At 71.6% G+C, this 20205-nt stretch carries 20 protein-coding genes and 1 tRNA gene; 9 read left to right on the top strand and 12 right to left on the bottom strand.

The window, feature by feature from the left end:
* Nucleotides 1-24: 24 nt before the first annotated feature.
* Together leuC and ACTHMF_RS00590 are read right to left on the bottom strand one after the other, a co-directional pair.
* Nucleotides 25-1425: a 3-isopropylmalate dehydratase large subunit gene (gene leuC / locus ACTHMF_RS00595; protein WP_440315867.1), complete on the bottom strand. Its 1401-nt coding sequence runs from the start codon at nt 1423-1425 to the stop codon at nt 25-27.
* Nucleotides 1426-1465: 40 nt separating this feature from the next.
* Entirely contained in the window at nt 1466-1609 is a 144-nt protein-coding gene (locus ACTHMF_RS00590) for a hypothetical protein (RefSeq protein ID WP_440315866.1), read from the bottom strand.
* Between the two features lie 97 nt (nt 1610-1706).
* Between ACTHMF_RS00590 and ACTHMF_RS00585 the strand changes: the two genes are divergently transcribed.
* Nucleotides 1707-2396 carry a FadR/GntR family transcriptional regulator gene (locus ACTHMF_RS00585; protein ID WP_314147470.1) on the top strand — a complete coding sequence of 230 codons (690 nt, stop codon included), beginning with the start codon at nt 1707-1709 and terminating at the stop codon, nt 2394-2396.
* Nucleotides 2397-2437: 41 nt separating this feature from the next.
* Nucleotides 2438-2977 (top strand): YbhB/YbcL family Raf kinase inhibitor-like protein, encoded by a 540-nt coding sequence (locus ACTHMF_RS00580; protein ID WP_440315865.1) that lies wholly within the window; start codon nt 2438-2440, stop codon nt 2975-2977.
* A gap of 66 nt (nt 2978-3043) precedes the next feature.
* Here ACTHMF_RS00580 and ACTHMF_RS00575 read toward each other — a convergent pair.
* The 4 genes from ACTHMF_RS00575 to galU all read right to left on the bottom strand — a co-directional run bounded on the left by ACTHMF_RS00575 (nt 3044) and on the right by galU (nt 5993).
* Nucleotides 3044-3116, bottom strand: a tRNA-Ala gene (locus ACTHMF_RS00575).
* Nucleotides 3117-3174: 58 nt separating this feature from the next.
* The gene (locus tag ACTHMF_RS00570; protein ID WP_440315864.1) at nt 3175-4260 is read right to left on the bottom strand and encodes a hypothetical protein; all 1086 of its coding nucleotides are present in this window, start codon (nt 4258-4260) and stop codon (nt 3175-3177) included.
* 72 nt (nt 4261-4332) lie between these two features.
* Entirely contained in the window at nt 4333-4995 is a 663-nt protein-coding gene (locus tag ACTHMF_RS00565) for a GNAT family N-acetyltransferase (RefSeq protein WP_314149824.1), read from the bottom strand.
* A 26-nt stretch (nt 4996-5021) separates the two neighbouring features.
* The gene (galU, locus tag ACTHMF_RS00560) at nt 5022-5993 is read right to left on the bottom strand and encodes a UTP--glucose-1-phosphate uridylyltransferase GalU (protein ID WP_314149823.1); all 972 of its coding nucleotides are present in this window, start codon (nt 5991-5993) and stop codon (nt 5022-5024) included.
* Nucleotides 5994-6051: 58 nt separating this feature from the next.
* On the opposite strand from galU, the gene ACTHMF_RS00555 reads away from it, so the two are divergent.
* From ACTHMF_RS00555 to mscL, 3 genes are read left to right on the top strand one after another with little or no spacing between them, the layout of a single operon-like run.
* Nucleotides 6052-6636, top strand: a complete 585-nt coding sequence (locus ACTHMF_RS00555; RefSeq protein WP_440315863.1) for a 5-formyltetrahydrofolate cyclo-ligase — start codon at nt 6052-6054, stop codon at nt 6634-6636.
* A 23-nt stretch (nt 6637-6659) separates the two neighbouring features.
* The gene (locus ACTHMF_RS00550; RefSeq protein WP_440315862.1) at nt 6660-6935 is read left to right on the top strand and encodes an FmdB family zinc ribbon protein; all 276 of its coding nucleotides are present in this window, start codon (nt 6660-6662) and stop codon (nt 6933-6935) included.
* Between the two features lie 34 nt (nt 6936-6969).
* Nucleotides 6970-7407, top strand: a complete 438-nt coding sequence (mscL, locus tag ACTHMF_RS00545) for a large conductance mechanosensitive channel protein MscL (protein ID WP_440315861.1) — start codon at nt 6970-6972, stop codon at nt 7405-7407.
* Between the two features lie 647 nt (nt 7408-8054).
* Here mscL and ACTHMF_RS00540 read toward each other — a convergent pair.
* The 4 genes from ACTHMF_RS00540 to ACTHMF_RS00525 form a co-directional block, all read right to left on the bottom strand.
* A complete protein-coding gene (locus ACTHMF_RS00540; RefSeq protein WP_440315860.1) occupies nt 8055-8228 on the bottom strand; it encodes a hypothetical protein in 174 nt (57 codons plus the stop codon).
* A 52-nt stretch (nt 8229-8280) separates the two neighbouring features.
* On the bottom strand, nt 8281-12003 hold the full coding sequence (locus ACTHMF_RS00535; RefSeq protein WP_440315859.1) for an AAA family ATPase: 3723 nt from the start codon (nt 12001-12003) through the stop codon (nt 8281-8283).
* 234 nt (nt 12004-12237) lie between these two features.
* Nucleotides 12238-13509 carry an MFS transporter gene (locus ACTHMF_RS00530; protein WP_440315858.1) on the bottom strand — a complete coding sequence of 424 codons (1272 nt, stop codon included), beginning with the start codon at nt 13507-13509 and terminating at the stop codon, nt 12238-12240.
* On the bottom strand, nt 13506-14096 hold the full coding sequence (locus ACTHMF_RS00525) for a winged helix-turn-helix domain-containing protein (RefSeq protein ID WP_440315857.1): 591 nt from the start codon (nt 14094-14096) through the stop codon (nt 13506-13508). The genes ACTHMF_RS00530 and ACTHMF_RS00525 overlap by 4 nt, the downstream gene beginning before the upstream one ends.
* A 74-nt stretch (nt 14097-14170) precedes the next feature.
* Here ACTHMF_RS00525 and ACTHMF_RS00520 point away from each other — a divergent pair, with 74 nt between their 5' ends.
* The 3 genes from ACTHMF_RS00520 (at nt 14171) to ACTHMF_RS00510 (ending at nt 17827) form a co-directional block, all read left to right on the top strand.
* Entirely contained in the window at nt 14171-15616 is a 1446-nt protein-coding gene (locus ACTHMF_RS00520; protein WP_440315856.1) for an MDR family MFS transporter, read from the top strand.
* A 200-nt stretch (nt 15617-15816) separates the two neighbouring features.
* Nucleotides 15817-16545, top strand: coding sequence for a FadR/GntR family transcriptional regulator (locus tag ACTHMF_RS00515; protein WP_440315855.1), 729 nt, complete (start codon nt 15817-15819; stop codon nt 16543-16545).
* Between the two features lie 7 nt (nt 16546-16552).
* Nucleotides 16553-17827, top strand: coding sequence for an alpha-hydroxy acid oxidase (locus ACTHMF_RS00510; RefSeq protein ID WP_440315854.1), 1275 nt, complete (start codon nt 16553-16555; stop codon nt 17825-17827).
* On the opposite strand, the gene ACTHMF_RS00505 is transcribed toward ACTHMF_RS00510, so the two are convergent.
* Entirely contained in the window at nt 17785-18417 is a 633-nt protein-coding gene (locus tag ACTHMF_RS00505) for a G5 domain-containing protein (RefSeq protein ID WP_440315853.1), read from the bottom strand. The genes ACTHMF_RS00510 and ACTHMF_RS00505 overlap by 43 nt on opposite strands.
* 78 nt (nt 18418-18495) lie before the next feature.
* Nucleotides 18496-19122: a class I SAM-dependent methyltransferase gene (locus ACTHMF_RS00500; protein ID WP_440315852.1), complete on the bottom strand. Its 627-nt coding sequence runs from the start codon at nt 19120-19122 to the stop codon at nt 18496-18498.
* A 118-nt stretch (nt 19123-19240) separates the two neighbouring features.
* Here ACTHMF_RS00500 and ACTHMF_RS00495 point away from each other — a divergent pair, with 118 nt between their 5' ends.
* A complete protein-coding gene (locus ACTHMF_RS00495; RefSeq protein WP_314149179.1) occupies nt 19241-20152 on the top strand; it encodes a DsbA family protein in 912 nt (303 codons plus the stop codon).
* The last annotated feature ends 53 nt before the right edge of the window (nt 20153-20205 follow it).

Below are 20205 nucleotides of genomic sequence, written 5' to 3'. Positions count from 1 at the left end.
TTCCTTCGTGTCGACGTGTCGGTGTCAGGCGGTGGCGGCCAGCGCGCTGGGTGTCGTGAGGAACCCCGCGACCGCGGTCGCCGCAGCGGTCTCCGGGGAGACGAGGTGGGTGCGTGCGCCGACGCCCTGGCGACCCTCGAAGTTGCGGTTCGAGGTGGAGGCGGCGTGCTGTCCTGCCGGGACGGTGTCGCCGTTCATGCCGACGCACATCGAGCAGCCTGGCGAACGCCACTCAACCCCTGCCTCGGCGAAGATCGCGGCGATGCCCTCGGCCTCCGCCTGCAGCTTGGTCTGCGCCGACCCCGGCACCACGATCGCACGGATGCCGTCGGCGACGTGCCTGCCCTCGAGCACGCGGGCCGCGGCGCGGAGGTCCCCGAGCCTGCCGTTCGTGCACGAGCCGATGAACACCGTGTGGATGGGGATCTCCGCGGTGGACTGACCGGCCTGCAGGCCCATGTAGGCGAGCGCGGACGCGGCGGCCTGCGCTTCCTCCGCGGTGGCGAACTCGGAGGGGATGATCGCTCCGACCGGCACCGCCTGGCCCGGGTTGGTGCCCCAGGTGACCATCGGGCCGACCCCGCTGACGTCGACCTCGACGGCACGGTCGAACACGGCGCCGTCGTCGGTGTGCAGCGTCTCCCAGTGCGCGAGCGCACGATCCCACAGCTCGCCGGACGGGGAGCGATCCCGTCCCCTCAGCCAGGCGAACGTCGTCTCGTCGGGCGCGACGAGGCCGGAGCGCGCCCCGGCCTCGATCGCCATGTTGCACAGGGTCATCCGGCCCTCCATCGGCAGGGCGCGCACCGGTTCGCCGCGGAACTCGATGAGGTGACCGGTGCCGCCGCGGTGGCCGATCGCGCGGATCACGGCCAGGGCGAGATCCTTCGCTGAAGCGTCACCGTGCGGCGTGCCGGTGAGCGTCACCGACATGGTCTTGGGACGGTCGACACGCAGCGTCTGCGTGGCCATGACGTGCTCGACCTGGCTCGTGCCGATGCCGAACGCGATAGCGCCGAAGGCGCCGTGGGTCGCCGTGTGACTGTCGCCGCAGACGATCGTCATCCCCGGCTGGGTCAGGCCGAGCTCTGGGCCGATGACATGCACGATGCCCTGCCCGGCCGATCCCATCGGGTGCAGCTCGACGTCGAAGTCTGCGCAGTTCTCCTTCTGCAGCCGCAGCTGCTTGACGGCGAGCTGGTCGGCCAGCGGGAGATGGATGCCCACCGTCGGCACATCGTGGTCGGCGGTGCCGACGGTCAGGTCCGGGCGGCGCAGCCTGCGTCCGGCCGAACGGAGTCCCTCGAAGGCCTGCGGCGAGGTGACCTCGTGGATGAGGTGCATGTCGATGTAGATCAGATCGCCTTCGCCGTGGTCGAGCAGGTGCGCGTCCCAGATCTTGTCGATGAGCGTGCGGGGTTTCATGAGAGCGTCCCTTCTTCGGTGGTTGTCATGCGGCGCCGGATCAGCACCGCGGCGATCGGGCCGGGCGCGCAGGATCGGGGACCCGGAGTTCGGCGACGTACAGCGGGAGGATCGAGAGGATCAGGGTGATGCCGACGATCATGGCGAACGTGCCCAGCGCGCACACCACGAGGTTGCGGGCCACCGTTCGGGCGGCGCGCTCGTGATGGAGGTGGTTGCGTTCACCATGCGGCGAGCCTAGTATTACACAGGTAAACAGACAAATTTAGCGAGGTTACGACATGGCGCTCAGCCCGGCGCAGCGCATTCCGCTGTCCGAGACGGTGGCCGATCAGCTGCGACAGGCACTGGACGACGGAACCTATCCCGCCGGGTCCAAACTCCCGACCGAGGCCGCACTGACGGCGACGATGGGCGTCGGCCGCACGACCATCCGCGAGGCGATGCGCATCCTGGTCAACGAGGGCCGCGTCGAGAGCCGTCAAGGCTCCGGCGTCTACGCGACCGGTCAGGTCCCGCTCGGCCAGCGGCTCTCCACCGCTGCCCTCGTCGAGGTGTTCCACGCCCGCAACGCGATCGAGACGTATGCGGCCGGACTCGCGTGCACCAACCGGGACGACGCGGACCTGACGGCCCTGGAGGAGGCGCTCGCCCATCGGGATGAGCTCCGCCCGCGCACGCGGGAGTTCGCCGCCAGGGACATCCTCTTCCACAAGGCCGTCGTCGCCGCGTCGAAGAACACCATCCTGCTCGAGATGTTCACCGCGATCGAACCGCGCCTGATCGACGCGTCCGTGGAGACGCGGTTCCTCGACCGCGCAGAGCCCGAGCGCGCCGAGCGGCACGTCCGCTCGCACTACGCGCTCATCGAGGCCATCCGCTCGCGCGACGTCGAGCAGGCCAGGGAGATCGCGGAGATGCTGCAGGACGGCGCGATCCAGGTGCTCGAGCGCGAGTCCCGCGGCCGGTAGCACCGCCGAAACACCATCACGGAAACAGAAAGGACAATGCCGTGACCGACAACGACCCGTTCGCGCGCCTCCCAGAGGTGCCCTCCTTCGCGGTGACCAGCAGCAGCATCTCCCACGGAGCCGCGCTCGCGCGCGCTCAGCGATCCGGGTTGTTCGGCGTCGCCGGCGGCCGGGACCGCTCGCCGCAGCTCAGCTGGACCGGCGCCCCGGACGGCACGAAGAGCTACGTCGTGACCGTGTACGACCCGGACGCCCCGACCGGCTCCGGCTTCTGGCACTGGGCGGTCGCCGACATCCCGGCCACGACGAACACGCTCGAGGAGGGCGCCGGTGCACCGGACAGCGCCGCGCTCCCCCACGCCGCCCGTCAACTCCGCAACGACGCCGGCCTCTCGCACTACCTTGGCGCCGCCCCACCGGACGGGCACGGACGCCACCGCTACTACATCACCGTCAACGCGCTGGACGTCGAACGCCTCGACATCCCTGACGACGCAACCCCTGCGTTTCTCGGCTTCGCGCTCTCCGAGCACATCGTCGGGCGCGCGGTCCTCATCGGCACCGCAGACGCGTCCGACTGACGCGCACGCATCACACCGGAGAAACGAAGAAGGGCCGCCATTCCTGGCGGCCCTTCCTGTATCCGGTGGAGCTAAGGAGATTCGAACTCCTGACCTCTTCGATGCGCACGAAGCGCGCTACCAACTGCGCCATAGCCCCGGGGAACTGCTCAGCTAGCCTAGCACTCCCGCCGCGCCGAATCGAAATCGAGCACGGCTCAGCTCGCCGCTCGGCGGCGGCGGAGGACGGCGTCCAGGTCGAGCGCGCCGTCGTCGACCGCGTCCACGATGCCCATGCTCGCGAAGCGGCTGGGAACGGGCGCCGCGGGGGTGGGGGCAGCCGCGGCCACCGGCGCTGCCGCGACCGGGAGCTCCTCCGCAACCGCCGGCACCGGACGCAGTCGCACCGGCGCCGGCGCGGCCTCGGTGACGATGTCCGCCGCCTTGCGGTCGAAGTCGGCCCGCGCGGCCGCCCTGCGCAGCTCGGCGGCCGCGTCGACGGAGGCCATCGCCGCCGCGGCGACGGTGCCGGGAGACAGATGCAGCGGCTTCGGGAGCGGGCGCGGGGTCCAGCTCTGGCGCAGCCGCTCCTTGACCGGGATCTCGTCGTGCTGCGCGTCGTCGTAGAGCACGGGCGACACCGGCCGGGCTGCGGGGGCGACCGCGGGTGCGGTCTCCGCGGGGCGCGCGAGCCGGCCGAGCATCCCGAGCGCGGCGACGGCCAGGACGGCGGAGGCGGCCGGCAGCAGCCAGGCGCCGGTGGCGACCATGACGGACGTGCCTGCGATCACGCCGACGACACCGGCGACGAGCAGGAGCGTGGAGAGGGCACGGGCGCGGCGGAGCCGGCGGCGGCGCTGCGGCGAGAGTGTGGGGCGCGCGGCGGACTGCGCGAGCGCGCGGGCCCGCTCGGCGGCCGCGGCACGGGCGGCGCGCTCGACGGCGATCGCCGCGGCGGCGGCCCGCTCCTCCTCCTCGGCCACGCGGCGGCGCTCCTCGGCGATCGCCTGCTCGCGGCGCGCGACGGCCGCGGCCTCGGCGCGCGCCTCGGCCAGGCGACGCTCCTCGGACCGGCGCAGCACCCGCTGGTGCTCCGCGACGGTCCGCGCGTTCGCTTCCACCCGGACCTCGTCTGGCAGCTCGCTCGTCTCGGCGAGGATGCGCAGCGTCTGCTGCAACCGGACGGCGTTGCGCTCCGTCGCCAGGTACTCGCGACGGCGCAGCCACACCGGGATCAGATAGGCCAGCCAGAGGGCGGCCGCGATGGCGACGACCACCCCACCGCCCATCACATCCCCGTTCATGCCTCTACGGTAGGGGGCCGCCCCGCTGGGCCACGGTCGCCGCGCGGGTGTGTTGCGCGGATGGGGACTCTTTCAGCGTTGCCGGGCGACCGGGAGCGGGATGGCAGCGGCCGCCCTGTCCTCCGCTGTGATGGTCGCGGCGTCCTCGGGGACGTTGCCGTCCAGCCAGCGGCGCAGGACCCCCTGAGGGAGTTCCTCCGACACCAGCCCGAACGAGAAGTGGTCGCGCCAGTCCCCGTTGATGTGGATGTAGCGGCGCCGCAGTCCCTCGTATCGGAAGCCGAGCTTCTCGACCACGCGCAGGCTCGGGGCGTTCTCCGGGCGGATGCAGATCTCCATCCGGTGCAGGCCGAGCTGGAAGAAGCAGTAGTCGGTGGCCAGGGCGACCGCGGTCGGCGTGATGTTGCGGCCGGCGAACTCCTCGGCGATCCAGTAGCCGATGGTGGCGCTGGACAGCGAGCCGTACGCGATCGAGGACACGTTGAGCTGGCCGGCGAGCCGGCCGTCGTACTCGACGATGAACGGGAGGCCGTGTCCGGCGCGCGCGTTGGCGAGCAGCGAGCGGATGCTCGCGCGCGTGTCGAACGCGCCCGGCGCGTACGGGCTCGTCGCCTCCCACTGGCGCAGCCAGGAGCGATTGTCGAGGAGCGACCGCTCCAGAGGGCGCGCGTCGCGGAGGCGGATCGGGCGCAACCCGATCCGCCCCTCGCTCAGCGTGGGGATGACGAACGCCACGGCGTGCTCCTTCTATGCCTCGGCCGTCAGCGGGTCGTGTCGGCGACCGACTCGAGCGGCTCGGCCGGCTCGGCCGGCATCTCCTCGACGATCTCCTCCGGCTCGTCCGCCAGGCCGTCCGCGAACGCGCGCAGCCACGGACGCAGCTCGGGGCCGAGGTCCTCGCGGTCCGCCGCCAGCTGCACGATCGCCTTGATGTAGTCCAGCCGGTCGCCGGTGTCGTAGCGGCGACCGCGGAACACGACGCCATAGACGCCGCCGGTCCAGTCGGGCGCCTGGGCCATCGACTCGAGGGCGTCGGTCAGCTGGATTTCTCCGCCGCGGCCCGGCTCCGTACGCTCCAGCACGTCGAAGACCTCCGGGCGCAGGATGTAGCGGCCGATAATCGCATAGTTCGAGGGGGCGTCCTCGCGGTTCGGCTTCTCGACGAGGCCGGTGATGCGCACGACGTCCTCCTCACCCGTCTCCTCGACCGCGGCGGCCCCGTACAGGTGGATGGACTCCGGCGGCACCTCCATGAGGGCGACGACGGTCGTGTTGTACCGGTTCTGCACATCCAGCATCTTCGACAGCAGCTCGTCCCGGGCGTCGATGATGTCGTCTCCGAGGAGCACAGCGAACGGCTCCCGGCCGACGTGCATCTTGGCGCGCAGCACGGCGTGGCCGAGGCCCTTGGGGTCGCCCTGGCGCACGTAGTGCAGGTCCGCGAGCGCCGTCGAGTAGTTCACCTTCTCGAGCCGGTCGGTGTCGCCCTTCTTGATGAGGGTCTCCTCGAGCTCGGCGTTGCGGTCGAAGTGGTTCTCGAGGGCGTTCTTGTTGCGCCCGGTCACCATCAGGACGTCGTGCAGACCGGCGTCGACGGCCTCCTCGACCACGTACTGGATGGCGGGCTTGTCGACGACCGGCAGCATTTCCTTGGGCATCGCCTTCGTCGCGGGGAGGAAGCGCGTCCCCAGTCCCGCTGCGGGTATGACTGCTTTCGTGACGTGGTTCACCATGCCGCCTACAGTATCCGCATTCCCGAAGGGTCGCGGAGCGATCTTCTAGGATTGCGCTATGGACTCGGATACTGCCGCCCATCGCAAGCGCGCCCTGCGCGCCGAACTGCGCGAGCGACGACAGAACCTCACGACGACGGAGCGCGACACCGCCACGGCCGGCATCACCCGGCACCTGGTGGACCTCGCGACGGATCTCTCCGCCCGCTCGATCGCCTGCTACCTCTCCACCCCGATCGAGCCGGACACGCGTCCGTTCCTGAACTGGGCGCACGCGCAGGGGCTGCGGGTGCTGCTGCCGATCTCCCGCGAGGACGGCTTGCTGGACTGGACGACGGGTGACGGCGAGACGGAGACCGAGGGCCTGTTCGGGATGCCGGAAGCGGTCGGCGAGCTGCTCGGCCCGATCGCGATCAACGACGTCGACCTCATCCTCATCCCGGCCGCCGCGGTCGACGCGAGCGGGATGCGGATGGGCTGGGGGCGCGGGTATTTCGACGAGACCCTGGGCAGCAGGGAAAAATGTCCCCCGGTGTACGCCGTCCTGTTCGACGGCGAGCTCGTGGACGAGGTCCCGCGCGAGCGTCACGACCAGCCGGTGGACGGCGCGGTGACGCCGACCCGGATCGTCCAGTTCACCTGAAGCACCCGACGACACGGAAGACGATGCCCACCTACTCCTACACCTGCCGTGACTGCGGTCACGCCTTCGACATCCAGCAGGCCTTCACCGACGACGCGCTCACCGTCTGCCCGAACTGCGGCGGCCACCTGCGCAAGGTGTTCGGGACGGTCGGCGTGACGTTCAACGGGTCCGGCTTCTACCGGACCGACTCGCGCGGTGGTACGAAGTCGGGGGGCGGGTCGTCTTCGTCGTCGTCTTCGTCGTCGTCTTCTTCGTCGTCGTCTTCTTCGTCGTCGGGCTCCGGCTCGGCCGCGTAGCGCTCCTCCACCACCAACCGCGAAAGGATCGGCAGTGATCAAGGGGTTCAAAGAGTTCATCCTGCGAGGCAACGTGCTCGACCTAGCGGTCGCGGTCGTCATCGGCGCCGCGTTCACCGCGATCGTCACCTCCATCGTGAACAACCTGATCACCCCGCTGATCAGCTCCTTCTTCAAGGCCGACCAGCTCGACAACGCGCTGATCGTCACGCTTAATGGCTCGCACATCAAGTTCGGCGCGGTGATCGGCTCGATCATCAACTTCCTGATCGTCGCCGTCGTGGTCTACTTCGCGTTCGTCTATCCGCTGAACAAGCTCAAGCAGCGCGCCGAGCGCCTGCGAAGCAAGGGCGTCGTGGAGCCGGACGCGCCGATCACCGAGCTGGACCTCCTCACCGAGATCCGCGACCTCCTGCAGGCCCAGCAGGCCCCGCCGGCTACCCCCGGCAAGCACGCCGACCCCCAGGTCTAGCGGCTCCCGCACCGCGCGCGGGTGTGCGCGTTCGGGACGTTCGGGCCGTGCTCGCGCAGGGCCACACGTACCGCGTGGGGACAGTCGCGGCGGCCCGGGCGCGCGATTGCGGCGCGGCGTCGCGTTTGCACCCCGGCGCCGCACCGCACTCGGTACGCGCGGGCGCACTCACCGGCGCGCGCGACTGTGTGCGCCTTCGGGACGTTCGGGCCGTGCTCGCGCGCGGCCACACGTACCGGGCGAGGATAGTCGCGGCAGCCAGGGCGCGCGACTGCGGCGCGGCGTCACGTTTGCACGCCGGCGCCGCACCGCACTCGGTACACGCGGGCGCACTCACCGGGCTCGCGCAGGGCCACACGTACCGGACGGGGACAGTCACGGCGCCCCGGGCGCGCGATCGCGGCGCGGCGTCACGTTTGCACGCCGGCGCCCCACCGCACTCGGTACACGCGGGCGCACTCACCGGGGCGCGCGAGTGTGCGCGTTCGGGACGTTCGGGCCGTGCTCGAGCAGGGCCACGCGTACCGGGCGAGGACAGTTGCGGTAGCCGGTGACGCGAGTGCGTGCGTTCGGGACGTTCGGGCCGTGCTCGCGCAGGGGCACCCGTACCGGGCGGGGACAGTCACGGCGGCGGGGTGCGGGGCGGGTTACCAGTGCGGGGGGACGTCGCGGCGGAGCTGGTCGTCGTTCGGGGACCAGGCGCCCTCCTCGCGGTCGCGCTCGGGGACCCGCGGGGTCGGGTCGGCGCCCGGCGCACCGTCGCGCTGCACGCGGCGGTGCCGGCGCGCGGGGCGGTCCTCGGAGGGCGTGCTGGTGCTCACCGTTCCAGGCTAACCCGGCTCGGCTCACCGGCCGAGCAGCGGCGGGACGCGCTCAGAGCACCGGCAGCGTGATCGGGGCGGTCTCCGCGCTCGGCTCGCCCGCGCCGATCAGCGCCGCGATGCGGGCGGCGACGGCGTCCGGGTCGGCGAACAGCTCGAAGCTGTGCACGCGGAGGTAGTGCCAGCCGAGCCGGCGCAGCACGTCGGGGCGCAGCCGGAGCGTCTCGCGCAGGCTCCCGCGGTTGACATCGGAGTCCGTCTCCACCACGACCGCGCGGCCCTCGTGCGCGGCGACCAGCGTGAGCTTGCCGCGGTAGCCGAGCTGAACGTCCAGGCCTTTGCGGGCGAGGCGCTTTGCCAGGTCGGCGACCATCGGGTCCGCGTCCGGGCTCAGGTACTCCGGGACCGCCGCCTGCAGCTGGTCGGCCTCGCCGAGCACCTGGGCGAGCGCGGCGATGCCGTGCCGCATCCTGCTCTCGTCGATGTCGTCCGGGCGGAAGCAGGAGACGATGTCCATGCCGCGGCGCGCCCTGGTCATGCCGACCGCGAGCAGGCGGTCGCCGCCCGGCTCGGCGAGGGCGCCGAAGTTCGACAGCAGCCGGCCGTGCGGGGTGCGCCCGTAGCCGATCGAGAAGATGACGCGGTCACGGCTCTGGCCGACGGACTGGTCGAGCGTGACCACCGTGAACGGCTCCGGCCGGTCGCCCAGGATGAAGTCGGCGAGCTCGCTGCGCTTGGCGAACGCGGACAGTACCGCCTGGTTCACGCGCACGGCGTGCCGCTCGCTCGCGGTGATCACCATCAGGGACTCGCGCGGCCGCTCCGTCGCGTGCTTCAGGACGAGCTCGACCACCCTGGCGACCTCGGCGTCCGTGCTCTCCACGGCCCCGGTGTCGCTGTCCGGCATGCCCTGGCCGCCGGTCACGTAGTGCAGCGCGAGGCTGCCGTGGCCGAGATAGGTGCCCGCCCACGGCAGCGAGTCGATCATCCCGCCGTAGAAGCGGCGGTTGACCAGCTCGGCGAGGTCCTCTCCCCCGGCGCGGTAGCTGCGGGTGAGCGTGTAGACCGGCAGCAGCTCGGAGAGCCGGGCCAGGGCGGAGTCCGCGTGCAGCTCGTCCACGTCGGTCGAGCCCGTCGTCGTGCCGTACTCGTGCACGCCGATGTCGAAGCGCGACGGGGTCTGGGTCACCGGGTCGCCGAAGGCGACGATCTGCTTGGCGCGCCGCAGCACGGGGACGCACTCGGCGAGGCTGGCCGCCCCGGCGTCCACCAGGAGCACGGCGTCGAACGCGACGTCCGCGCGGACGTCGGGCACCTCGTACGGCGACACCAGCCAGACCGGCGCGATCGGGCGCGCCAGGTGCGGGGCGGCGTCGTTGAGGGACGCGGCGGTGGGCGTCCCGGACTTCAGCAGCCGCTTGAGCGCTGCAGCCTCGTCCGGCCAGTCGACGATGCCGATCTTCCAGGTCTCGGCGAGCATCCAGGCCAGCTGCTTGCCGGTCGCGGAAGCGTGCGCCTCGTCAACGAGCCGGAAGTCCGCCTCCAGCCGGTCGAGGACGGATGTGTTGCCGCTGAGCAGGGCGCGGTCGCCCGCGAGCAGAGCCTCCAGCACCGACTGCCACCAAGCCAGCTCGAGCTCGGCGCTCACCTGGGTCTCCGGCACGTGGCGGACGGACAGGTCGGAGAGCAGCGGGTCGAGCTCCAGGTCGCGGAGCTGGTCGAGCAGCGCCGTGCGCTCCTGCAGGTTGGCGAGCACCTCGGACTCGGCGGCGAGGCCGGCGATCTGACGCGTCAGCTCGTCGATCGGCAGCGCGGCGAGCGACTGCGGGGTGCCGGTGCGGCGCAGCGGGATGTCCAGGCGCGCGAGGTCCTCGGCGACGCGCTGGAAGGCGACCTGCACGTCCGCGATCCCGACGGGCACCTCCGGCACGACGCCCGCGACGGCGAAGCGGTTCCACAGGATGCGCTGCTGCTGGATGCGCCGCAGGCTCTCGTTGAGGTCGGTCACGTGCACGCCGGGGCGCACGTACTCGAGCGCCAGCTTGCGCAGCCGGCGCCGGTTCGCCCCGGACATCGCCGGGGACTCCCGCCGGGACGCGGTGGCCGCGATCAGCTCGGCGAGCGAGCGGTCGAAGACCGACGGGGTGAACTTGTCGAGCGTCTCGCGCACGTCCAGCAGCAGCCGCAGGTACACGCCGAGCTCGGCGATGGTCTCGAACGGCCGCATCCTGGTCTGGCCGATCAGCGCCTTCGCGCGCTCGATCAGGCGGGGCAGCTCGGCCCGGTTCAGCTTCTTGGCCAGGTCGTGCGCGGCCTTGCCCTCCTCCGTGGTGGAGAAGGAGGCGCCGTACCAGGGCGAGTCGCTCGGCCCGTACCGGAACTCGCCGAGCCGCGCGGAGCGGATCAGCGCGTCGGCGGCCGCGTCGCGGTCCTTCGCCAGCATCTCGATGGCCCGGCGGCCGAGGCGCGCGGTGGTCGACGGCGGGGAGGGCAGAAGGGCAAGCCGGGACAGCTCGCGCAGCGCGTCCAGCACCGACACCCGGAGCACCGGGTCGCGGCGGGCGAGCGCGGCGCGGTAGTCGATGAGGACCTTGCGCAGGCGCACCAGCGCCTCGTCCACGTCGGTGACCTTGGGCTGCGCGGCCTTCTCGTTGCGACCGATCGACTGAATGAGGTCGCGGCGCAGCGTGCGCGGCGTGACCGCGAGGCCGGGCAGGCCGACCTTCGCGAACCGCTGCGCGATGTCCTCGAGGCTGGAGCGGCGCGGGCTGACCACCAGCACGCGCTTGTGCTGGGCGACGAGTGCGCCGATCGCGTTGACGATGGTCTGCGTGCCGCCGGTGCCGGGCAACGTCTTGACGACGAGGGAGTTGCCCGCCGCGATCTGCGCGACGACGTTCTCCTGCTCCTCGTCCGCGTCCAGCAGCAGCGAGTCGGTGGCGGGCGGGCGCTCGTCCTGGCGGATCGGCTCGACCGGGTTGAAGGCGCTCTCGATGGCGGTGCGCGCGGTCGGGTTGCCGGCCAGCGCATCCAGGAGCGGGGTGTCCAGGTCCTCTGCCTCGGCGCGGAGCGCCGGCGCGACGTCGGCGAACGAGGAGACGACGAGCCGTGGCAGCACGTTGAACCAGGGCAGGTGCGAGGTCAGGCCGCGCAGGCGGTCGATGACCGGCTGCGGCTTGAAGGCGCCGTTGTCGAGCGCGAGCGCGACGAACGCGTCCGCGTCCAGGGTGATCTGGAACTGCTCGGCGAGGGCACGGGAAAGTTCGGGGTTCAGGAACGGCTGGCCCTTGAGCTTGAGCTCGAAGTCGCGGCCGTAGCGGCGGATGGCGAGCGGGCGCAGCAGGATCGGGGCGCTGTACTCCTCGGTTCCGTGCCGCCACTGGGCGAGGCCGATCGCGAGGTGCACGGACTCGATGCCGCGCACAGAGCGCAGCTCGATGCCCTTCGCGGTGATGGCGTTCGCGGCGGCGCGCGCGGTGCGCAGCGCCAGCTCGTCACGGATCAGGCTGGACAGCAGCGTGCTGCGGCCGGTGATGAACTGCGGAAGGCCGCCGGGGTGCGTCGTGCTCAGCTCGATGCGGGTGCGCGGGCTGTCCTCGAAGTGCAGCAGCGGCGAGACACCGCCGATCGCGGCGATCTCCTCGCGCCACTTCCGCCAGACCGGCTCGGCGATGTTGCCGGCGACGAGGCCGGGATCGCCCAGGCTCAGCGAGTGCGGAGCGGTCGTGTTGGAGGCCGGTCGCATGGCGTCGCCGTCAGGCACGTCCGACGCCATGTCGTCGTCCTCGCTCTTCCTATCCAGTCGCCACACACCGACACCCTACGTGCCGAAGCGCAAAACCCTCGGCAACTCCGGCGGGTTTTCGCAGCAAAACGGCCAGCCACGGGGTGCCGGCCGCACTTCGGCCCCCGCAACTCGTCCCGTTGCCGCTCGCGACTCGTCACGAATGCATGCCGCTCGTGACGAACCACGCGCGTTCGTGACGAATGGATGCGGCGGCCGGGACGGCTAGGTGTCCCGGCCCCCGGGCCGCGGGGCGACCGTGCGGGAGCCGAGGAAGACGATCGCGATCAGCCCGCACAGCAGATAGAGGGACGCCTGCGCATCCAGTACGGGGACCACGTCGAAGAGTTCCGCGAGCACGCCGCCCGCGAGCAGGCCGATCCCCTGGGCGGCGCCCGCCAGCGTCGTCATGGCCGCGATCACCCGGCCGAGCCTGCCGCCCGTCGTCACGGTCTGGACGAGCGTGATCTCGCCCGTGGCGGTCGCGACGGCTGGGACGCCCATCGCCACGAACAGGGCGGCGTAGACCCAGACGGCCGTCGTCACCGGCGCGAGGTTCCAGGTCAGCAGCGAGAGAGCGCCGAACACGAGGTAGCCGACCCCGACCAGGACGCGGGAGCTCAGCCGGCGCAGCAGGACGCCGGTGAGGAGCCCGCCGAGGACACCGCCGATCGCCTGGACGCCGCGCAGCAGGCCGACCTCCGGATCGCCGGCGCCGAGCTCCTGCGTGACGTAGACGATGAAGAGGACGAGGAAGAGCCCCTGGGCCACGCTGCCCAGCGCGGTGACGACGGCGATCGTGCGCAGCGTCCGCGACCGCACGATCTCGCCGAGCCCCTCCAGCCACTGCCGGAACAGCCGGCGCTCGGCCGCGGGGAGGTCGTCGCGCGCCGCCGTCGCCGCCGGCCGCTGCGGCCGGCTGAGCGCGACGAGCAGCGCCGTGACCAGGAACGTCGCCGCATCCACCACGACCACGCCGGGCAGGCCGAGCGTGGCGAAGGCGAGGCCGCCGAGCGGCGAGCCGATCAGCCGCGCGAGATTGTCGCTGACGGCGATGAGCGCGTTCGCCCGCCCGAGGTCGCGCGTCTCGACCAGGCTCGGGACCAGCGCCTGGCGCGCGGGGTTGATCACGCCGCCCAGGCACGCCTGGACCGCGGCGACGGCGTAGACGATCCCCATCCGGTCCGCGCTCGCGGCCAGCAGCGGCAGCAGCGCGACGCCCTGGAGCAGCGCGGTGACCACCATCGTCCGTCGGTGGTCCCAGCGGTCGACGAGCACGCCGAGGAACGAGCCGGCGAGCAGCATCGGGATGAGCTCGGCCAGGAACACGGTGGACGCCCCGAGCGCCGACCCCGTCACCGAGAACGCGAACAGCGGCAGGGCGATCATCAGCAGCCAGTCGCCGGTGTCGGAGACGAGGCCGGCCGACCAGATCAGCGCGAAGTCGCGGCGCAGCAGCGGCGAGCGCGTGCGCGCGGCGGCGGTCGTCCCGGTCATGGCGCGTCCGGGTGCCGGAAGGCGTTCAGGTGCAGGGCGACGACCGCGCTGTCGTCGGGGGCGTCCGCGCGGGTGAGCGCGATGTACGGCCGGATCAGCGCATCCAGCTTCTCCCCCAGCTCGCGCAGCTCGTCCGGCGCGATCCGCAGGGCGTACGCGGAGAGGATGCTGGCGTCCCGCCACTCGGCGGGCAGGTCGTCGCGCTGCGCGATCGCGCGGTGCACGCGGTCGGCCTCCTCGTCCACCTGGCGGTCGGCGAGGAATCGCTCCGTGGTGTCGGTGCCGAGCCGGAAGGCGGGGTCGCCGGTGCGGCCGAACTGCAGGCCGGTGGAGGTGGTCCGCCAGGGCCGCTCGCGGCCGTCCTCCGCCTCCACCCGCTCGACCAGGCCGAACTTGGCGAGCGCGCGCAGGTGGTAGCTGCAGTTGGACGCGGTGGAGCCGACGACCTCGGCGCACTCGCTCGCGGTCCGCGGGCCGAACGCGAGCAGATAGTCGAGCAGGGCGAGGCGGAGCGGGTGCGCCAGCGCGCGCAGCGCCCGCGGATCGCTGACCGTGCTCCGGCGCTCGGGACGCGATGTGAAAGACATGTTTCAGATTGTGCGCGCCCGACTCTTTCACGTCAAGCGGGAATGCCCGTCGCCTCCCCGTGTTGTTGTCACGTGTGAACGAACCCACCCGAGCCGGCGTCGGCTTCCGCTCCGAGCGGGGCCCCATCCTGATCGCCCTGATGCTGACGACGGGGCTCGTGGCCATCGACGCGACCATCCTGGCCACGGCGGTCCCGTCGATCGTGAGCGACCTGGGCGGGTTCGCGCAGTTCCCGTGGCTGTTCTCCATCTACCTGCTGGCGCAGGCGGTGTCGGTCCCGGTGTACGCGAAGCTCTCCGACACACTCGGGCGCAAGCCGATCGTCCTCGTCGGCATCGGGCTCTTCCTGCTCGGCTCGATCCTCTGCGGGTTCGCCTGGAGCATGCCCGCGCTGATCGCGTTCCGCGCCATCCAGGGCCTCGGCGCCGGCGCCATCCAGCCGATGTCGATGACCATCGCCGGCGACATCTACACCGTGGCCGAGCGGGCGAAGACTCAGGGCTATCTCGCCAGCGTGTGGGCGATATCCTCCGTCGTCGGCCCGACGCTCGGCGGCGTCTTCTCACAGTTCCTGTCGTGGCGGTGGATCTTCTTCGTCAACATCCCGCTCTGCATCCTGGCGGCGTGGATGCTGATCCGCAGCTTCCACGAGTCCGTCGAACGCCGCAGGCACCGCATCGACTACACCGGCTCGATCCTGCTCACCGGCGGGATGACGCTGATCATCCTCGCGGTGCTCGAGGGCGGGCAAGCGTGGGCGTGGAACTCCGTGTGGAGCATCGGCGCGTTCACGCTCGGCGCACTGCTGCTGGTGGCGTTCGCGCTCGTGGAGCGGCGCGCGGCGGAGCCGGTGATGCCGCTGTGGGTGTTCTCGCGGCGGCTGCTGGTGACGACCACGCTGATCTCGCTCGGCGTCGGCGCGATCCTGATCGGGCTCACCTCGTACGTGCCGACCTATCTGGAGGGCACCATCGGCGTGCCGCCGATCGTCTCCGGCCTCGCGGTCGCGGCGCTCACACTCGGCTGGCCGATCGCCGCGAGCCTGTCCGGACGGTTCTACCTGCGCATCGGCTTCCGCAGCACCGCGCTGCTCGGCACCAGCATCGCGATCGTCGGGACCGCGGTGCTCGCGGCGACCTCCACGCATCCCAGCGTGTTCTTCGTGGCGCTCAGCTGCTTCGTCGCCGGGCTCGGGATGGGCCTGATCGCGACCCCGACGCTGATCGCCGCGCAGTCGAGCGTCCCGTGGAACGAACGCGGCGTCGTCACGGGCACCAACATGTTCGCGCGGTCGATCGGCAGCGCTGTGGGCGTCGCGGTGTTCGGCGCGATCGCGAACGCGATCATCGGAGCGTCCGCCTCCGGAGCGCACGATCCTGCGGCCGTGCAGGGCGCGTCGACCGCGGTGTTCGTCGCGGTCGCCGTGGCGGCGGTGCTGACCATCGTCGCCGGGCTCGCCATGCCGCGCTCGCGCGTCGAGGACGTCGAGGTCGGCCGCAGCGCCGCGCCGGCCGAGTAGCGCACCCGCGCGTCACCCGCCGCCTGCCCGCCCGCTGCTAGGCACATTTGTGCCAAATCTCGACTGCGCCCCGCGCCGTGCCGCGATTTGTGCCAAATCTCGGCTGCGCCCCGCGCCGCGCCGCGAATTGTGCCAAATGTCGGCTGCGGTGACCGCGTGGTAATGTGGTCGGACCACATGGTCGGACCACAGGAGGCGCGATGACCGCGGAGCCGCGGGCCTGGGAGGGCGTGCTCGCCCACATCGAGGCGCAGCTCGTCGACGGCCGCCTGCGGCCCGGCGACCACCTCCCCGCCGAGCGTGCGCTCTCCGCCGAGCTGGGCGTCGCGCGCTCCAGCGTCCGCGAAGCGATCCGGGTGCTGGAGGCGATGGGTCTCGTGCGCACGCAGACCGGCTCCGGCCCGAGCTCCGGTGCCATCATCGTCGCGAGGCCCGGCGGCGGGATGCAGGCGCTGATGCGGCTGCAGGTCGCCGCGCACGGCTTCCCAGTCGCCGACGTCGTCCGCACCCGTCTCCTGCTGGAGACCGCCGTCGCCGCCGACCTCGCCGAGCGCGCGACCGCCGTGTCCGCCGACCTCGCCGACGCGCGCCAGCTGCTGGACGCCATGGACGACCCCGCGCTCACGCCGCAGGAGTTCCTCGCGCTCGACGCCCAGTTCCACCTGTCCCTCGCCGAGGCCTCCGGCAACACCGTCGTCGCCGCCACCATGTCCGGCCTGCGCAGCTCCATCGAGGGCTACGTGCTCGCCGGGCTCGCCCGCATCCCGGTGTGGGAGGACATGGCGACCCGGCTGCGGGCCGAGCACCGCGCCGTGATCGCGGCGATCGCCGCCGGCGACGCCGCGGCGGCGCGCACCGGCATCCACGACCACATCAGCGGCTACTACCGCGATGCGTCCCCGTCCGAACCCGTCCACGAACCCCGTTAGGCAGCACATGGTCACACGACAGCTCCCCAAGCCCGCCGAGCTCCTGGAACTGATGACGTTCAAGAAGCCGGAGCTCAACGCCAAGAAGCGCCGGCTGGATGCGGCCCTCACCATCGAGGACCTGCAGCGCATCGCCCGCCGGCGCACCCCCAAGGCGGCCTTCGACTACACCGAGGGCGCCGCCGAGGGCGAGCTCTCGCTCGCCCGCGCCCGGCAGGCGTTCCAGGACATCGAGTTCCACCCGTCGATCCTGCGCGACGTCTCCACCGTCGACACCTCGTGCGAGATCTGGGGCGGCAGCTCCGCGCTCCCGTTCGGGATCGCGCCGACCGGCTTCACTCGGCTCATGCAGACCGAGGGCGAGGTCGCCGGGGCCGGCGCCGCGGGAGCCGCGGGCATCCCGTTCACGCTCTCCACGCTCGGCACCACCTCGATCGAGGGCGTGAAGGCGGCGAACCCGGCCGGCCGCAACTGGTTCCAGCTGTACGTGATGCGCGACCGCGAGATCTCCTACGAGCTGGTCAGGCGCGCAGCCGCGAACGGCTTCGACACCCTGTTCTTCACCGTGGACACCCCGGTCGCGGGCGCGCGCCTGCGCGACAAGCGCAACGGCTTCTCGATCCCGCCGCAGCTGACGCTCGGGACCATCGTCAACGCGATCCCGCGGCCGTGGTGGTGGTACGACTTCCTGACGACCCCGAAGCTCGAGTTCGCGTCGCTGTCCTCCACCGGCGGCACCGTCGGCGAGCTGCTGGACGCGGCGATGGACCCGTCGATCAGCTTCGCCGACCTGGACGTCATCCGCGGCATGTGGCCGGGCAAGATCGTGGTCAAGGGCGTGCAGAACGTCGAGGACTCGCGCACGCTCGTCGACCTGGGCGTGGACGGCATCGTGCTCTCCAACCACGGCGGCCGCCAGCTGGACCGCGCGCCCATCCCGTTCCACCTGCTCCCCCAGGTGGTCGACGCCGTGGGCGACCGCACCGAGATCGCGATCGACACCGGCATCATGAACGGCGCGGACATCGTCGCCGCGTACGCGCTCGGCGCCAAGTTCACGCTGATCGGCCGCGCCTACCTGTACGGGCTGATGGCCGGAGGCCGCGCGGGCGTCGACCGCACCATCCAGATCCTCCGCGACCAGATCGTGCGCACCATGAAGCTGCTGGAGGTGCCGACGCTCGCCGACCTGACCCCGGCGCACGTCACCCAGCTGCAGCGGCTGGTGCCGGTGGCAGGTCACTCGCAGGCGACGCCGTCCCCGTCCCTGTCGAGGTCGTAGATGTCCTGACCGACGACGCGGACCGGCCCTGCCACATAGGCGGGGCCGTTTCCGCTTCCGCCGGCGCAGTCGACGTCCGAGGCGATCGGGACGCACGCGCCGGTGTAGTTCGGGTCGCACGATGCCGGGGCCTCGGCCGCCGGCGCCTGGGCGGGCGGCTCCGCGGCGGCCGGCGCCTGCCGGGTGCCGACACTGGTGACCTGGTCGACGGGCGCCTTCGTGACGGTGTCCGAGATCAGCTCGCGCGACGTCTCGACGCCGTCCGTCGTCGTCACGCGGTACGTCTTGGTCCTGACGCCGGCCACGCCCGCCGTCATCACCGCGCTCGTCCCGGCGTCACGGTTCGCGTCCTCCACGGTCTTCGCGGCGAACGGCACCGCCTCCGTCTCCGTGACGGTGCTCGTCTCGACGACCGGCGTCGGCGTCGCCGGCGCGCTCGACTCCTCCGAGAAGCCCGCGGTAGCGACCGTCCGGTGCTCCTCGGCCGGCCGGCTGCCTGCCGCCGCGGCCGAGACACCGATCACGATGGCCAGCGCTGCACCGACGCCGACCGCCGCCCACCCCTTGCGTCCGAGCGTCCTGATGCCCACGATCCCTCCGATCCTCGCCGGCGAGTATTCCGGCCGGTCGGAGTCGCGCACAACGTCCCCATCAGAGGGACGGACGCCTCACACCGGGCGGTGCGTCACCATCACGAACTCGTTGTAGCGGAACGCCCTGCCCGCGAAGCGCGGCAGCGGGAAGCTGAACTGGCGGTCGACCGTGAGGCCGGTCGCCGCGCTCAGTCGCCGCAGGCCGGCGAAGTCGGTGAAGGTGATGTGGGTCGGGTCGCTCGCGAAGCCGCCCTCCTGCGGGGTGATGAAGCAGACCTTCCCGCCCGGCTTCAGGTAGGGCAGGTACTCCTTCACGAGCCAGACGCCGTAGTCGGGGGACACGTGCTCGATCACGTGGGCGAAGAGCAGCGAGTCGAACGCACCGGGGACGGCGTAGCCGCTGTCCGGGAACTCGGCGCTCGTGAACGCGGTGAGGCCGCGGGAGCGCGCGATCGCGATCGAGTCGGCGTTGTGGTCGACGCCGACGCTGTCGTTGGCGAGGTGCGCGAGGTTGCGGCCGAGGCCGCAGCCGACGTCGAGCGCGCGGCCGAGGCCGAGCCGGCGGATGTTCCAGCGGTACGGCGCCTGCACGTTCAGCAGCCGCCGCCAGCGAGCGCCCTCCAGTCGGTTGAGCCTCTCCGCGTAGTCGGCGGCCGCGGTGTCGGCTCCGTCGCTCCGGTCGTCCTGATCGCCTGTCGTCATCGGGCCGTCTCGCTCGTGGTCACGCCCCCTACGCTATGCCAGCGGCTCAGCGCATCCAAAGCTATTTCCCCATACGATCGTCAGGGAAACTGTCGGCCGTCGAATGGAACAAACACCAATGGCTACTGGTAAGGGTGCCTCGGGCCCGTCGAAGCGCGACCGCCGCGAGGAGGCGCGCGAGACCGCCAGGAGGATGCGCGAGGAGGCGGCCAAGAAGGCCAAGCGCCGCAAGGTCATCGTGCAGAGCTCGGTCATCGTCGGGATCGTGGCCGTGCTCGCCATCGTCGGCGTCGTGATCTTCACGAGCGTCAGCGCCTCCAGCAACGTGGCGAACCCGAAGAACATGCTCAGCGGCGGCCTGCTGCTGACGAAGTCGGACCAGGCGGTCACCACCCCCGCGATCGCCTCCGGCGCGCAGCCCACCCCGACCAAGCAGACCCTCGACGGCAAGACCGCGCACATCCAGATCTGGCTGGACTACCAGTGCCCGTACTGCAACGAGTTCGAGACCACGAACGCGCCGCAGATCAAGCAGATGCTCGACGAGGGCAGTGCGACCCTGGAGATCCACCCGGTCGCCATCCTCGACAGCGCGAAGAACAACCAGTACTCGACCCGCTCCGCCGCGGCGATGGCGTGCCTGGCGAGCGAGCAGCCGGACAAGTTCTTCGACATCAACAGCGCGCTGTTCGCCAAGCAGCCGGACGAGTCGACGGGCACCGGCCTCACCAACGCCGAGATCCTGACGATCTTCAAGGACAACGGCGTCGACTCGAAGACCATCACCGACTGCGTCAACAAGCAGACCTACGAGAAGTTCATCACCAACCGCACCAACGACGCCGTCGCCGACAAGCAGCTGGCGGGCCCGCAGGGCGGCTTCGGCACCCCGACCGTCTTCGTCAACGGCGAGCGCTACCAGGGCGGCTTCACCAACGCGGAGCAGTTCGCGGCGTTCGTGGCGGCCGCGGTCAAGGACGCGGGCAGCAGCGGCTCGGTGACCTTCCCGACGCCGACCCCGTCGAAGTAGGACCCCGGCAGGACCCGTCGAAGGGGGGCGCACCCCCGATGGGCCCCCGACTT

The organism is Leifsonia sp. (genome assembly GCF_051955155.1).
Lineage (GTDB): Bacteria > Actinomycetota > Actinomycetes > Actinomycetales > Microbacteriaceae > Leifsonia.
The sequence above is the reverse complement of the archived record's forward strand: the minus strand, read 5'-3'. Positions and strand labels throughout refer to the sequence as shown.